Source organism: Streptomyces sp. NPDC057486, assembly GCF_042802415.1.
GTDB lineage: Bacteria > Actinomycetota > Actinomycetes > Streptomycetales > Streptomycetaceae > Streptomyces > Streptomyces yanii.
The window spans coordinates 14,899-29,213 of record NZ_JBHVEE010000126.1; the positions used below are offsets into that span (position 1 = coordinate 14,899).

General features: G+C 68.2%; 13 protein-coding genes and 4 pseudogenes. 10 read left to right on the plus strand and 7 right to left on the minus strand.

Features of this window, described 5'->3' with window-relative positions:
- Positions 1 to 210: 210 nt before the first annotated feature.
- Positions 211 to 390: a hypothetical protein gene (locus ACFU6I_RS37920; RefSeq protein WP_384375748.1), complete on the minus strand. Its 180-nt coding sequence runs from the start codon at positions 388 to 390 to the stop codon at positions 211 to 213.
- On the opposite strand from ACFU6I_RS37920, the gene ACFU6I_RS37925 reads away from it, so the two are divergent.
- Positions 389 to 526: a hypothetical protein gene (locus ACFU6I_RS37925; protein ID WP_384375751.1), complete on the plus strand. Its 138-nt coding sequence runs from the start codon at positions 389 to 391 to the stop codon at positions 524 to 526. The two genes, ACFU6I_RS37920 and ACFU6I_RS37925, sit on opposite strands and share 2 nt — an antisense overlap.
- On the opposite strand, the gene ACFU6I_RS37930 is transcribed toward ACFU6I_RS37925, so the two are convergent.
- Positions 487 to 1,599 (minus strand): serine hydrolase domain-containing protein, encoded by a 1,113-nt coding sequence (locus ACFU6I_RS37930; RefSeq protein WP_384375754.1) that lies wholly within the window; start codon positions 1,597 to 1,599, stop codon positions 487 to 489. The two genes, ACFU6I_RS37925 and ACFU6I_RS37930, sit on opposite strands and share 40 nt — an antisense overlap.
- A 499-nt stretch (positions 1,600 to 2,098) precedes the next feature.
- Here ACFU6I_RS37930 and ACFU6I_RS37935 point away from each other — a divergent pair.
- The 3 genes and pseudogenes from ACFU6I_RS37935 to ACFU6I_RS37945 form a co-directional block, all read left to right on the plus strand.
- Positions 2,099 to 2,461 (plus strand): annotated as a pseudogene (locus ACFU6I_RS37935) (IS6 family transposase); the annotation flags it as partial.
- Between the two features lie 118 nt (positions 2,462 to 2,579).
- Positions 2,580 to 2,777, plus strand: a complete 198-nt coding sequence (locus tag ACFU6I_RS37940; protein ID WP_384375756.1) for a MerR family transcriptional regulator — start codon at positions 2,580 to 2,582, stop codon at positions 2,775 to 2,777.
- Positions 2,778 to 2,982: 205 nt separating this feature from the next.
- Positions 2,983 to 3,186 carry a hypothetical protein gene (locus tag ACFU6I_RS37945; RefSeq protein ID WP_384375771.1) on the plus strand — a complete coding sequence of 68 codons (204 nt, stop codon included), beginning with the start codon at positions 2,983 to 2,985 and terminating at the stop codon, positions 3,184 to 3,186.
- A 142-nt stretch (positions 3,187 to 3,328) separates the two neighbouring features.
- Here ACFU6I_RS37945 and ACFU6I_RS37950 read toward each other — a convergent pair whose 3' ends face one another.
- From ACFU6I_RS37950 to ACFU6I_RS37960, 3 genes and pseudogenes are all read right to left on the minus strand, one after another.
- Complete coding sequence (locus tag ACFU6I_RS37950; protein ID WP_384375759.1) at positions 3,329 to 3,814, minus strand: iron chaperone; 486 nt, start codon at positions 3,812 to 3,814, stop codon at positions 3,329 to 3,331.
- Positions 3,815 to 3,868: 54 nt separating this feature from the next.
- Positions 3,869 to 4,534 (minus strand): glyoxalase, encoded by a 666-nt coding sequence (locus ACFU6I_RS37955; protein ID WP_384375774.1) that lies wholly within the window; start codon positions 4,532 to 4,534, stop codon positions 3,869 to 3,871.
- Between the two features lie 150 nt (positions 4,535 to 4,684).
- Positions 4,685 to 5,059, minus strand: a pseudogene (locus ACFU6I_RS37960) (helicase associated domain-containing protein); the annotation flags it as partial.
- 481 nt (positions 5,060 to 5,540) lie between these two features.
- On the opposite strand from ACFU6I_RS37960, the gene ACFU6I_RS37965 reads away from it, so the two are divergent.
- Entirely contained in the window at positions 5,541 to 6,146 is a 606-nt protein-coding gene (locus tag ACFU6I_RS37965) for a dihydrofolate reductase family protein (RefSeq protein WP_384052360.1), read from the plus strand.
- A gap of 280 nt (positions 6,147 to 6,426) precedes the next feature.
- On the opposite strand, the gene ACFU6I_RS37970 is transcribed toward ACFU6I_RS37965, so the two are convergent.
- Complete coding sequence (locus ACFU6I_RS37970) at positions 6,427 to 7,359, minus strand: hypothetical protein (protein WP_384375762.1); 933 nt, start codon at positions 7,357 to 7,359, stop codon at positions 6,427 to 6,429.
- A 99-nt stretch (positions 7,360 to 7,458) separates the two neighbouring features.
- Between ACFU6I_RS37970 and ACFU6I_RS37975 the strand changes: the two are divergent.
- The 3 genes and pseudogenes from ACFU6I_RS37975 to ACFU6I_RS37985 form a co-directional block, all read left to right on the plus strand.
- Positions 7,459 to 7,560 (plus strand): annotated as a pseudogene (locus ACFU6I_RS37975) (RNA polymerase subunit sigma-24); the annotation flags it as partial.
- 148 nt (positions 7,561 to 7,708) lie between these two features.
- On the plus strand, positions 7,709 to 8,311 hold the full coding sequence (locus ACFU6I_RS37980) for a CGNR zinc finger domain-containing protein (RefSeq protein ID WP_384052362.1): 603 nt from the start codon (positions 7,709 to 7,711) through the stop codon (positions 8,309 to 8,311).
- Between the two features lie 5 nt (positions 8,312 to 8,316).
- On the plus strand, positions 8,317 to 8,712 hold the full coding sequence (locus tag ACFU6I_RS37985; RefSeq protein WP_384052363.1) for an SRPBCC domain-containing protein: 396 nt from the start codon (positions 8,317 to 8,319) through the stop codon (positions 8,710 to 8,712).
- Between the two features lie 77 nt (positions 8,713 to 8,789).
- Here ACFU6I_RS37985 and ACFU6I_RS37990 read toward each other — a convergent pair.
- Positions 8,790 to 9,062 (minus strand): annotated as a pseudogene (locus tag ACFU6I_RS37990) (erythromycin esterase family protein); the annotation flags it as partial.
- Between the two features lie 448 nt (positions 9,063 to 9,510).
- Here ACFU6I_RS37990 and ACFU6I_RS37995 point away from each other — a divergent pair.
- Positions 9,511 to 10,539, plus strand: coding sequence for a helix-turn-helix domain-containing protein (locus ACFU6I_RS37995; protein ID WP_384375766.1), 1,029 nt, complete (start codon positions 9,511 to 9,513; stop codon positions 10,537 to 10,539).
- Positions 10,540 to 10,905: 366 nt separating this feature from the next.
- Complete coding sequence (locus ACFU6I_RS38000) at positions 10,906 to 14,292, plus strand: S8 family serine peptidase (RefSeq protein WP_384375769.1); 3,387 nt, start codon at positions 10,906 to 10,908, stop codon at positions 14,290 to 14,292.
- Positions 14,293 to 14,315: the final 23 nt, after the last annotated feature.

The window sequence follows — 14,315 nt, forward strand, 5'->3', positions numbered from 1 at the left end:
GCCTGGACGTACTGGTCAGTGAGTCATATGTCGGGCTCGCCGGACGTGCTGCCACTGTCATGAGATGAGAGATCGGGGGTGTCGGTACTGTCACCGGGCTGTATAGGCGCAGGTCGCGTACTGACACGAAATCGAGAGATCGCAGCCAGCAGCACGATCTGCGCGCGCACCCGTGCCCGGTACTCGCTTCGGTGGCCCCAGGCCGCCTTCCTACAACCGCTTGCGTCCGGCAGCGGTCACAGAGATCAAGTGGGCAGCGGCAACGGGCATGGCAGACAGGCCGATCGCGAGAAGTGGATCAAGACAGCGGCAGGCTGCCGTATCCACGACGGCCACCGCGAACCGCCCATCACCGGGCACGTCATCCAGATCGGGCTGGATGGCCGCCATGCCCACACCCGCCGAGTCCACCTCGACCTCACTGGCCCAGAGGCTGACCGGCCGTGCCCGCACCGCCTGGCCGCAGCTGGGCCCGACCGGAGAGTCTCAGCTGGTGGCGGCCTTCGCGATCAGCTCGCTGATCTGATTGACCGCGGCGGAAGGACCAGGGAAGAACCGGTTCTTGGTCAGCGCGAAGGAAATGCCGGTCGCGGTGTCGGCATACGCCGCGCTGCCTCCCATGCCGGGCATGCCGAAAACGCTCAGCGTCTCCGGCGGGTTGGCTCCGGGCCGGCCGAGGTTGTAGCCCAGCGCGCGCGGCATCGGGAAGCCGACCATTTGGTCGACATCGTCCGTGGCCAGGGCCGTGACCTCTCGCAGCCGCTCGTCCGAGACCAGCCGGACACCGTCCACCTCACCAAGCAGCGCGGCGTACATCCTGGCCACCGCGCGGGCGGACATCGTGCCGCCCGAGGGAATGTCCGAAGTGAGCACCACGGGATTGTTGCCGTATGTGGCGCTGGGGGTCACGGCGGGCGGCGTGGCCTTCACCATCGGCATGTCGGCGGGCACCGCTGCCATCATCGCGGCGGTACCGGGCGCCTCCTCGAGTCGGGCGAGCCGGCCGAGCTCGGACTCCGGGACGCCGAAGAACAGTTCGTCGGCGATCCCCAGCGGAGCCGCCACCTCCTGCCTGAGTACTTGCGAGATCGGCTTGCCGGTGGCCCGGCGGACGATTTCGCCCATCACGAAGCCCCAGGTCATCGCGTGGTAGCCGGTCTTGGTCCCGGGCTCCCACCAGGGCTCGGAGCTGGCGATCAGGGCACACATCCTGTCCCAATCAGCCAGGTCCTGCACCGTGAGGTCGGACGGCACTGCCGGGACCCCGATGGAATGGGTCAGCGCGTGGCGGATGGTCGCCTTGTTCTTGCCGTGGGCGCCGAACTCGGGCCAGAGCTCCACGATCGGCCTGTCATAGTCAAGGGCACCGCGGTCTGCGAGGACGTGCACCACCGTCGCAGTCACACCCTTGCCGGTGGAGGCGCTGTAGAACGGGATGTCCGAAGTGACCGGACGGTCGCTGTCCGGATCGGCGACGCCCGCCACCGCGTCCACCACCAGCTCACCATGCTGGTACACCGCGACCTGGATACCCAGCTCGGCGCCGCACTCCACCAGTTGGTCAATGGCCTGTTGCACAAGCTTCTGCATGATGTTCATGCCCTCTCGATCTTTGGCTGCGGCGCTTGTGGGCACCGTTCACCCGAGAGTCGGCACCAACGGTGAGATCTCGACATCTCCACAGCCCTACTTGGCGCTGCCCGACCACCAGACGGCGGACACCTGTAGTGGTGTCATCCGCGTGGGGTGTTCACCGCGCGGTCGGCTGTCGTCCTGGCTCGCTGCGTGCGAGCGTCCCAGTGAGGCGATACGCCCGGCCCCGAGTGGCACTCCGAGCCTATCCGGTACCGAGGAAGATATTGCCCCTGCTATCGGTTGAGTGTTCATCAGCTGCCTGTCCTTGCTGTCGGTCGGGTAGGTCGACGGCACGATGAACGGCGGCAGGGGCTAACGCCTCGTCCTCACGGGCACGGTCTTCGTCCACCCCCTACGGCCACGAGAACCGGGCGGGACAGTAAAGAGCCGGGCAGAAGGCGCTGTCACGTTGGCTGGCTGAGTGGGAGGATCTTCGGGTTGATCATGCTGGAGAGGGTTGTCCGTGGGGGACGTGTCGCCGTCGTACAAGGGCCATCGGTACCCGGTCGAGGTGATCTCCCACTGTGTGTGGCTGTACTTCCGGTTTCCGCTGTCCTTCCGTGAGGTGGAGGAGCTGATGCTCGAGCGCGGTGTCGTCGTCTCGCATGAGACGGTCCGCCGCTGGTGTGCCAAGTTCGGGCAGAGCCACGCCAGCGCGCTGCGCCGCCGGCAGCCCCGGCCCGGCGACAAGTGGCATCTGGACGAGGTCTTCATCAAGGTCAACGGTGAGCGGAAGTACCTATGGCGGGCCGTGGATCAGGATGGCAATGTCCTGGACATCCTCGTGCAGAACCGCCGGGACACTGCCGCGGCCCGGAGGTTCTTGCACTTCTCGACGCGGCGCACGCCCGACTCGACGGGGAGCGTACGGACCTCAAGCTTGCCAAGGAGGCGGCAGAGGTGATCTCTGCCGAGCCCATCGAGGCGTACGCCCATCGGACTCGATGAGCGTCTCCGAACTCGCCGCCGCGCTCGGAGTGCGCCCATCAACATTGCGACACTGGGACGCCGAGGGGCTCGTTGTTCCCGACCGGGTCCCCTCACGAGGAACGCGACGATACTCACCGGCCCAAGCTCGGGATGCCCGGATCGTCCACCAGCTACGCAGCGCCGGGTACCGCATGACCCACTCCGGGCCCTGATGCCGGGCCTGCGGCACGGGCACCGATCGGAAGACGTCCGAGCCGCGCTGGCGGCCCGAGACGCGAGCATCGCGGTTCGCTCCCGTGCCCTCCTCGACGCTACTGCCGCGCTCTCTGCCGTCCTCACTGCCGCAACTCAGACGTGAGGTTCCGTCAACAACGTCCGCCCCACAACAGCTAGTTCAGAGAACGCATCAACACCCTGCTGCTCCAGCAGGTGCTCGCCGAACCGGCCTGGGCGAAGAAGCTGAGCGACGAGGACCGGCGCGGGCTGACCGCGTTGTTCTGGTCGAACATCAACCCGTACGGAACATTCCGTCTCGACATGGACAAGCGTCTCGACCTGGGGCTTTCGGTCAGTGTGCCCCGGCCACGCTCCCCCGAGTCCGCCTCAGCATTGGCGGGCTGAGCGCGTTGGTGGAGGGCAGAACTGACGCTTTCCGGCTCGCCTTCCTGCGGGACCAGCCGGGCCGTGGCGACGCGTTGTGCCAAGCGTGTGAACTTCTTCCACGGCTCGGTCACTTTCGCCGTCGGTTCTGCCCCGGCCGGCCTCAGCCCACCGCTTTCTTGACAAGCGCGCTGATGCGCTCTCCGTCGGCCGCGGTCAGTTCCCTCACGGCGTAGGCGGTCGACCACATGGCGCCGTCGTCGAGTGCCGCCTGGTCGCTGAAGCCGAGCGTGGCATACCTCGACTTGAACTTCTCCGCGCTCTGGAAGTGGCAGACGACCTTGCCGTCTCTGGCGTACGCGGGCATCCCGTACCAGTGCTTGGGCGCGAGGTCCGGAGCGGCGGTCTTGATGATCTCGTGGATCCGCTCGGCGAGGACGCGGTCCGCCTCCGGCATCTCGGCGATCTTCGCGAGCACGTCCCGCTCCGCCGCCGCCTCCTTCTCCGCCCGGGACGAACCGCGCCGCGCCGCCGCCTTCTTCTCCTCGCGTGCGTGCTCCTTCATCGCGGCCCGCTCCTCGGCGGTGAATCCGTTGTACTGCTCGGTGGTCGTGCCGGAGACCTCGGCGGGCGACTTCGTGGACGGCATGACAAGTTTCCTCTCGTACAGGGTCAAGCGGGGCGGGAGTGCGGGGGCCGGGAGTCAGGACGGCGTGGGGGCGAGCGACGCGGCAGCCTCCCAGGCGAACCCGTCCGGGTCGGTGAAGGTGTCGGCGGTGCTGCCGAGGACGATGCGGTGCGAGCCGGTGCCGTCGGCGGGGACGCCGAGGTCCTTGGCAAGGGCACGGCGCTTGTACAGCGCCAGCTTGACGGGGCTGGACTGACCGGGGGCGAACTCGGCGTACTTGCCACCGAAGCTCTTGGCCACGGTCAGGCCCCGGCCGACGTAGAACTGCTTGGTGGCCTTCACGTCCTCGACGCCGAGCAGCAGGACGACCTCGTCGATCTCGCGGGTGGCGGGGCCGGTGTCCTTCTTCGCCGAGGTCGCGATCTTCCAGCTCGTCCCGTCCGGGGCCTGGACGACGCCGCCGTAGCCCCACAGCGACTTCGCGGCGGGCTTCAGCACCGTGGCGCCGGCGTCCACGGCGGCGCCGACGAAGCTGTCGACGGTGGCCGGCCCGGACACCGTGAGCGCCAGGGTGAAGCCGCGGAATCCGGTGGAGTGCGCCTCGGACGCCCGAAGGCGTATGTACGTGTCCACGCCGAAGGCGCTGTAGAAGCGGCGAGCGGCCTCGGGGTCGGCCACCTCAAGGGTGACGGACGCGAGGGACGTGTTGGCTGCGGTGGAAGTGGTGGTTGCCATGACCATCACGCTAGGGGCTGTGCGGCGGCCGGGGCTTCTCGATTCCTGACCGGTCTTGAGACTTGCTTTGCCACGAACACCCCCATCCCGCTTGACGTCAAACGGCATGGGATGTCTGATCCGCCGTTGATTAGACACTCCCAGTCCGAGGGCTGCCAGCGCGCTGAGCTGGTCCTCGGTGAGCCGGTCGCGACGGCTTTTTTGGTTGCTGAGGAAGACGCCGAGTCGTATGGACGTGCCGTCGGGGAGTTCTTCGACGTGCTGCCTTGCGACGACGGTCTTCCCCTCGCGTTGGATGTACTGAGCGAGGGCCTGTACGCCCCGTTGGAAGGCTTCTGTACCGCGTGCCGCGCCCTTCTCGGCCCCTGTCTTCGCGTTGGTGCGCACCGAGTCCTTCTGGGGGCGTGCAGCTGGTTTCACCCCGAGTTCGCCGAGGCGTCGTTGCTGCTCGGGGTTCAGGCGTGCCCAGTCCCGCGCCTGCCGTGCGAGCCAGCGTCCGATGTCGTCGCCACGATGCGTCACTCCGGGCACGATCTCCTCGAGGCGCGCACCGGCCGCGAGGTGATGATGTGTGCTGGTTTGTCAGTGGTTTTTCGGCGTGGATGTGTCAGTGGTGTGGGGTGTTGATAGTGCTGGCTGGGATGGGGGCGGCTGGGTGTCTGCTGCTGACAGTGGTTGCCGATGTTGCGCTGACGTTTTTGACGAATCGTCAGGTCATGTTGGTACCGATCGGGATAGCGGGTGGATGGCTAGGGTTGTCCATCGCTGCAGCGGCTGAGAAAGCTCGACTGTCACGAAGCAGCCGCCGAGCTCGGCGTCACGGCCGCCAGCTGGGACAGATACAAGAGCGATCCCGCCCTGGCCCCAGAGCATCGTCATGGCCGACGGCACCGACCACCGCACTTCACAGTCGGGCTGATCCAGACGACGGCTTGGTGTGCTGCGCCGCGGAAGCTCCGCCGATGAGTTTTCGGCCGTTGTGCGGTCTACCTGTCGACGAAGGGAGCGCACCATGCGCAAGATCATTGTTTGCACGTTCCTGACGCTGGACGGTGTCATGCAGGCGCCGGGCGGTCCGGACGAGGACACCCAGAGCGGCTTCGAGCACGGGGGCTGGCAGAAGCCGGTGGCCGACGACGAGGTCGGCGCGGCCATCGCCGGTTGGTACGAGTCCTCCGACGCGATGCTGCTCGGCCGCAAGACGTACGAGATCTTCGCGTCGTACTGGCCGACCGCCGATCCCGACAACCCGTTCACCAATCGGATGAACAGCATGCACAAGTACGTGGCGTCTCGCACCCTGACATCCGTCGAGTGGCAGAACTCCACGCTGCTGGAGGGCGACATCGTCGATGCCGTGCACGAGCTGAAAGCGTCCGACGGCGGTGACATCAACGTCGTGGGCAGTGGCGACCTCGCCCAGACCCTCATGCAGCACGGCCTCGTCGACGAGTACCGGCTGACCATCCATCCGGTGATCACCGGCACCGGCAAGAGGCTGTTCGCCGACGGAGCGATCCCCACTGCGCTGGAGCCGGTCAGCGTCTCGACGACGAAGGGCGGCACCATCGTCGGCGTCTACCGGCCGAACGGTAAGCCCGGCTACGACAGCTACTAGCCTTGCCGTTTCGGCTGGGCTGGGGCGGCTGCGTTGATCATCAACTGTTGGGTGGTCGAGGCGATTCTGTTGCCTGGGCATGATGGAGTCCCGGCGCGATGGTCGGGTTCTCCGGGTCCTTCGGCATCGTGGTGTCAGTGCAGTGGGCAGGGAGCCGCCGAAAAATAACTTCGGTATCTGGTGCGGTTGTTGAGGTCTACACGGCGCTCCGGTGCCCCATCAGTGATCGACCGTGCCGCCCAGCGTGACGTGACCGCCAACGGGAGGGGTTCGGCAGGGTTCAGATGCGGGGCCAGTCCTGGCCGGCGGTCACCTCGAGTGCGATGCGACGCCATTGGGTCTCCCCGCCAGGCAGGGGCCAGGCCCAGGTGGGTTGTTGGGTGGTGTTCAGGTCGTGGAGGATGCGGACGAGCTGCGGGCCGGCGGTGGCGGTACCATCCGGGATGGTGGGGCCGTGGACGGCGCGGAGTTCGGCGAAGCGTGCCAGTTCGTCCTCGTAGAAGCCCACGGCCTCATCGGTTCGCGCGACCAGGTCGTCTCGCGGCACCGTGCGGTGCAATTGCAGCAGCGGAGGGTCGATGGACTCGGCGATCGCCGCGGCGAGCCGCGCGTGACCGTCCAGGATCAGATGGCTGTCCAGGCCGCTGACCCACCACAACAGGACGGGTGGAAGCGTCCCTTCCCGGGCCTGCTTGCGGTACGCCTTGACCCGGCTGTCGTCGGCATCGGGCATCGGCCGTAGCGGAAGGACCTCCCACGAATGGGAGTGGAAGAACCAGTCGAGGTATCCGGCCGGATGGCCGTCGACGATCATCGAGCCCCAGTACTCGGCATGCGAAGCGTCAGCGGGGCGCCAGCGCCGGAGCAGACTGTCGCACGAGAGCAGCCATCGGCCCTCGTGCAGCGGGCTGTCCGGCGAGTCGATGAGGTACTGCGTGAAACGGTGAGCCCACCGCTCCGGGCTTCCCGCCAGGGCGTGCCCCACATCGGCGCGCAACGGCGGGACGAACGAGCGGTACTCGTTGGTGCGCCAGAAGTCCACACCCTGAAGATGCTCGTCGACGACGGCGAGCAGCGCAGGTCGCGACAGCTGGGAGACCAGCAGTTGCGGCCCGGCACTGAACACGCACAGCCCCGGCTTTTGGCGGTCCTGTACATCCAGGGACAGGCCTATCCACGTGCCGTCGTCCCGCGTGACATCACTGTGCTGCATGCCGAGAGCGTAGACGGCTGCCTCGAGCACAGGACTCCGGCCGGAAACACGCGCGGTGCTCGCTGAAACTCCTCACTCCGTAGTTCAGCGGAGTGGGGAGCTTCAAAGAACGGCGATGTGGGTGGGCTGCAGAATCTGCTGGCCGCCGCCGTGCAGCTGGTCGGGGACAGCGGCGACAAGGCCCCGAATCTGGCCAATGCAGCGCGTCTACTACGTCGTCACGGGTCGACTTCGGGGCCAGTCGTATGCCGGGCTGTCTCAGATGGTGATGGTGAGGATCGCCGAGCCGGTGAGCTGGTGCGCCGCGGATCGTCCAACTCAACGGCATGTAACCAGTTATATTGGTTACATGGACTCCTCTGCAACCAAGGGGCTGACGCTGCACTCCCATACCGGCGTCGCCTACCGGTTCGACCCCGGCGCGCTGTGCCTGGAACTGCTGACCACCGGCGGCCCCGGCCCCTACCGCCGGTACGAGGTCTTGCACGAGCCCGCCGACCTGGCCGCCTGGGCGGACCGGTCGCGGCTGACGCCGACGCCCGTGCTGGAGATCTCCGAAGCCGAGGTGGCGGACGCCCGGAGGCTGCGCGACGCACTGTTTCGGGTGGTCATCGCCCACACACGCGGCGAGCCGAACCCGCCCGGTGACCTGGAGACCATCAACGAGGCAGCCGCCTGTCCAGACCTGGCACCCGCCGTTGCGCCGACCGGGAAGCGGCAGTGGGCCGGAACCCCTACCGGCACCCACCTGGTGGCCGCCGTCGCACGGGACGCCGTCGAGTTGCTGACCGGCCCTTTCGCGCACCGCATCCGCACCTGCGCCGCCGAGGACTGCCACCTTGTCTACGTCGACACCTCACGCCCCGGCCGCCGCCGCTGGTGCTCCATGGAGCACTGCGGAAACCGCCACAAGGTGAGGGCGCTGCGCGCCCGCCACTCCGAGGAAGGATGACCCCGATGCCCACCGGACTCACCAAAGACGCAGGCTGGCAGATCGGCGTGTCCCGCACGCTGCCCCACCCCGCGCCCGTCGTCTGGGACTTCATCAGCAGCTCCGAAGGGCTCGCCCTCTGGCTCGGCCCCGGCGCGGTCCTCGTCCCGGAACGCGGCGCCCCCTACCAGACGGCCGCAGGGGTGACGGGTGAGGTGCGCGGCTACCGCCCGGAAGACCGCATCCGCGTCACCCACGGCACCACCACGGTCCAGGTCGCCCTCGCCCCCACCGCCGACGGGGCCCGGACGATGCTCCGCTTCCACCAAGAGCACCTGGCGAGCGCCGAAGAGCGCGAACAGCAGCGGGCGCACTGGCGGCACATCCTGGACCAGGCCGCTGCCGTCCTCGACCGGCAGTGAGGGCAGCGCGCGACACCTGACTGGAGTTCAGCGCCTCAGGCGCCCCGAGGCGCCGAACTCTTCTCACAAACGACCGTTTATGAGATTGGGAGAGGCAGGGAGGCGGACGAGACCGCGATGTAGGCCAGTCCGTCGTACTCATCCGCCAAGGAGGAAGGGATTAGATTGAAGCGGTAGGTCCAGCGCGGCACCATGGCGCCGAAGCTTCGTGTGCCGTGCCGGCCTTTGAGCCACGCCTGTACGGCCCTCGGCGCGTCGACTGCGCTGCGCAGGTCCACGAGGTGGTTGCCGGGGTTGGCTGTGGCCAGCTGGGCCTCAATGGTGCCGGGGCGGGCAGGGCCGATCCGGTTGGTGACGACAGCGCTTGCAGGTGGTGTACTCCGCGTACGTTAGGCAGGCCCGGCCGTGGGGGAGCTGCGCCCCGCCGGACGATGTCCCGTGTGCGGTGACCAGCACTACGTGCACGGTGTGTGTGGCCCGTGCACTCCTTCGGCCCGGTCGCATTCGATGTCGCTGGGTGCGGACGTGCCCGGGGTCCGGGAAGCGGCCCAGGTGAGGCGGGGAAACGTCTGTGGGGACCGGGACGACGAACCGATCCGCGGCGCGTGCGACGCAGATGTGCAGGTCGGGGGCAGGGAGCAGGGGCGTGGTCGACAGATCAGCGTGCAGGGCGCAAATCACAGCACCGGCCAATGGCGATGTCGTGAGAGTGGGATACGGTTCGGCCGGGAAGAGCCTGCTCGGTCCACCCGAGCTGCGCCAAGGTCCAGACACGGAGGCCGCCCGAGGGGGAGCTGGATGCTGCAGGCATTGGGATTGGGACCGGCTGAAGAGGCCATCTACACCGCACTGCTGGCCCGTCCGACAGCCTCTGCGCAGGACCTCGCCCGGCAGACCGGACTTGAGAGCGCCGAGACCACCCGCATCCTGCTTGACCTGACGACACGCGGCCTGGTGGCGGTCGCCGACGAGGCCGGGAGTGGGGCACCTGACTCGGCTGACTGTGACGCCGGTTGCCAGCCCGCTCGCTACCGGCTCACACCCCCCTCAGTGGCCCTGGCCCCGTTCCTTGCCGAGCAGCGCAACGCACTGCACCGGGCCGAGACCGCGTTCTCGATGCTGACCGAGCAGTACCGCACTACCGCTGCACACCCTGCGGGCAGCGTCGTGGAGGTGGTCGTCGGGGTGCAGCAGGTCGCACATCGCTTCCATCAACTGCAGCGTGGCGCCCAGCAGGAGCTGCTGGTCTTCCTCGTCGGCGAGCCCATAGCGGTGCCTCGCGAGGATGCCGACATGTCGGAGAGTTCCGCGCTGGACCGCGGAGTCGACTTCCGCGTCGTGGCTGCCAAGGACTATCTCGACGGTCCTGGTATGGCGAAGGACGCACGGGCGGGCATCACGGCGGGCATCGAGCTTCGCCTGGTCGACTCGCTGCCGCTGAAGATGATCGTGTCGGACCGGGAGCGCGCCATGGTGCCACTGGACATGGCGGACTCCGACGGCGAGCCGAGCGCGATCGTGGTGCACCGCAGCGGCCTGCTGACGGCCCTGGTCCATCTGTTCGAGAAGGAATGGGCCGAGGCCCGGCCGCTGTACACCACCGCCACGGGTGTGCGCGCGGAGCCGGCAGGCGATCAGCAGCCGACCGAGGGGGAGCTGGAGGTTCTTGCTTTGCTGCTGGCAGGCATCTCCGACCGGCGTGCGGCCGCTCAACTCGGCCTGTCCATACGTACCGTGGAGCGGCGGACACGCCGTCTGATGGATCTGGCCGGAGCGGATTCGCGCCTGCAACTCGGATGGCACGCCGCACGCGCAGGCTGGCTTTGACCTCCTCGTCGGCCTGAGGGCCGAGGAGCCTCCGTGACTTGGTGGTCGCCGAGCGAGGCCGGCCGCCAACTCCTGGCGGGTTGGACCGACCGGCACATGGGAGGCGGCGTCGCGGCGCGGAGCGTCATCGATTGACCACAACGCCGGAGGCAGAGTCGCATGACGCCGGGAGCCCGCTCGCTGTCGTGCGTGAGGCCGTTACCCCACCAGTCAGGTCCGAAGTCCCACCGAGCCGATGGAAGTGACCACGTGACGGAAATCCGCCATGCGGGAAACCCGTCACGCGCGGCATCCCCACTCAATCCACTCGTCTGGCAGGCTGCAGCCGCAGTTTGGCAGACGTTCATGGCTCGAATAGGGAGATTCATGCGTTCCATAACGCGTATGGCCTTGGGCACGGCGACCGCCGCCGTCCTGGCCGCCACGGCGGTCACGCCTTCCGGGGCGGCGGACACACCGCCTGACGGTGCTTCGGGGAAGCCCATCGTCGGCGGCGGGACCGCAACAAAGGGTGGCAAGCAGGTGACGGTCACGCTCGTCACCGGCGACAAGGTGATGGTGACCACGGACGCGTCGGGTCACAGCTCTGCGGCCGTACTGCCCCGCGAGGACGGCACGCAGCCGATAGTCCAGACCTATCAGAGGGGCAAGGACCTCTACGTCTACCCCGCGGGCGCCTCCCAGGCGATCGCCGAGGGCAAGGTCGACGAGCAGCTGTTCAACGTCACTGGGCTCATCCGCCAGGGATACGACGACACACACACCGACACGCTGCCGCTCATCGCCACCTACCGGAACAGCGTGAACGTTGCCGAGAGTGCGCCGGCGGCCCCTCGCGGGTCCGAGCGTGGCCTGAGCCTCCCGGCGGTGGACGGTGTCGCGCTCAAGGCGGGCAAGGACACCGCCGTCTCCTTCTGGCAGGACATCACCAACCCCCGTTCACGTTCTGGCTCCACGCTGAAGAAGCTGTGGCTGGACGGAAAGGTCGAGGCCACGCTGGACCGGTCCACCAAGCAGGTGCACGCGCCGGAGGCCTGGGCGGCCGGCTACGACGGCAAGGGCACCAAGGTCGCCGTGCTGGACACGGGTGTGGATGCCGAGCACCCGGACCTGGTGAACCGGGTGGACGCGTCCAAGAACTTCACGGATTCCAAGACCACCAACGACTATGTGGGCCACGGCACGCACACCGCCTCCACGGTCGGCGGGTCCGGAGCGGCCAGTGACGGCCGCAAGAAGGGCGTCGCCCCCGGTGCCTCCCTGCTCATCGGCAAGGTCCTCAACGACGCAGGCTACGGCCTGGACTCCTGGATCATCGCGGGTATGCAGTGGGCCGTCGACCAGCAGGCCGACGTCGTCTCCATGAGCCTGGGCAACCCCAGGATCGGCGACTGCGCCGACCCGATGGCCCAGGCCACGCAGGAGCTGTCGAAGAGCAAGCACACCTTGTTCGTCGTCGCCGCCGGCAACTCCGGCCCGGGCGCCGAGACCGTTTCCTCGCCCGGCTGCGTGCCCGGCGTGCTGACCGTCGGCGCCGTCGACCGCGACGACACCACCGCGCAGTTCTCCAGCCGCGGTCCGGTGGCCGTCACCCACACCCTCAAGCCCGAGATCGCCGCCCCCGGCGTCGACATCTCGGCGGCCAGTGCGGGCGGCCGCGGCGTCTATGCCTACCGGACGATGTCGGGCACCTCCATGGCCACCCCGCATGTCGCGGGCGCCGCGGCCGTCGTCCGCCAGGCCCACCCGGACTGGACCGCGCAGCAGATCAAGGCTGCCCTGGTCTCCTCCGCCCGCACCGATGGCAAGGTCGCAGAAGCCGACCAGACCGGCGGTGGGGTCCTGGACGTGTTCGGCGCGGTGAACCAGAAGGCGCTCTCCGCGCCGGCTGTCCAGGCCGGCAGCTACAACTGGCCGCAGGACGCCGCGGACCGCACCACCGTGCAGGTGCCCTTCACCAACACCAGCGACAGCGACCTCACGCTGGACCTGAAGGTCAGCGGAGTGCACGGCAACGACGGCAGCGACGTCACCTCCGGAATCATCAAGCCGGAGGAGAACAAGGTGACGGTCCCGGCGGGGGCCACCGCTCAGGTGCCGCTGCAGATCGACCCCACCGCCCGTCTGAAGGACGCCCAGTACGGTGCGATCACCGGCCGGATCCTGGCCACCGACGGCGATGTGCACGTCTCCGTGCCCGTCACCCTCTACGTCCAGCCGGAGACGGTCACCCTCCGGGTCAAGGTCGTCGACCGCAACGGCAAGCCCGCGACCGGCACCTCCTCCCTGGACGTCGCCAGCATCGACTCCGACGAGGGCGAGCGCCGCACCAACGCGGGTGCGCCCGAGCAGACCTACCGTGTGCGCCCGGGCGACTACGCCCTCAGCAGCTTCGTAGCGACGCCCGACGCGAGCAACGCGCCCGAATCGATCAGCTACCTCGCCCACCCGCAGATGCGGATCACCGAGGACACCACCGTTGTCCTCGACGCACGCAAGGCCCACCAGCTGAGCCTGCATACCGACCGCCCCTCGACGCTGCAGGGCACCACGTTGAACTACGCCCGCACGTGGGACGACACCTGGCAGCTCAGCGGAACACTCACGGCCGGCAGCGCCGTGCAGAAGTTCTACGCGGACATCGACGGGCGCGCCCAGACGGGCACCTTCGAGTTCCGGCCCACCTGGCGCGCGACCGGCTCCGAGGACGGCTCGTCCTACGTCTACAACCTGTCGTTCCCGACCGAGGGCCCGCTGCACTCCGACCAGGCCTACCAGCCGAATGACTCCCGGCTGGCCCAGGTCACCGAGACGTGGCATGCCATGGGCAAGGAGGCCGACTACATCGACGCGCTGTTCCTCCGTCCCTCCGGGAGCAGCAACACTCAGATCCCCGTGAGCCTGTACCAGACGGTCCACGTGCCTGGTACCCGCACCGCCTACTACACGACCGGCGACGACGCCTGGTACCACGGTGCGATGACCAGCTTCCCGTTCGCCGCCTTCATGAGCGACCAGGACCGCACCTACAAGGCCGGACAGCGGAGCGCCGAGGAGTGGTACGGCGGCCCCCTGCGGCCGGGCGCGGCGCGCGACGCCGACGGCAACCTGATGCTGGCTGCCGAGCGGCAGGGCAACCTGTTCGGCATCCAGAACGCCCTCTGGGTCGACGGCTCCGGCGACCACTGGACCTACGGCGGTTCCTTCGGCGACATCGGCAACCTGAAGCTGAAGCGCAACGGTGAGCAGATCGGCAAACTCGCCTATCCGTACGGCGTGTTCGAGGTGCCGGACGAGGACTCCGCGTACGAGCTCACCCAGCACCTGGAGAAGATCTACACCGGGGACCGCAACTGGCTGCGTACCACCGCTGCCGACACCACCTGGAGCTTCCGCTCGCACCGGGAGCCGGACGTCTACTCCCGCGGCCTGCCGCTCCTGCACCCGGCGTACGACCTGCCGGTGGACGGCATGAATACCCTGCCCGCGCAGAGCGGCATCAAGGTCGGCCTGTCGGTCGAGGGCCACGCCGGGTACACCGCGGGCGCGATCACGGCGGCCTCGCTGTCCTACTCCTACGACGGCGGCACCACCTGGACCCAGGCGCCGACCGAGCAGCAGGACGGCAAGTGGACGGCGGTCGTCGACCACACCGGCGCCGCCGGCAAGCAGGTCATGACGAAGGCCACCTTCACCGACGCCAACGGCAACGCGGTCACCCAGACCATCACCCGCGCCTACGACGTTCGGTAACCACACAGTCCGGCAGGGCCCTG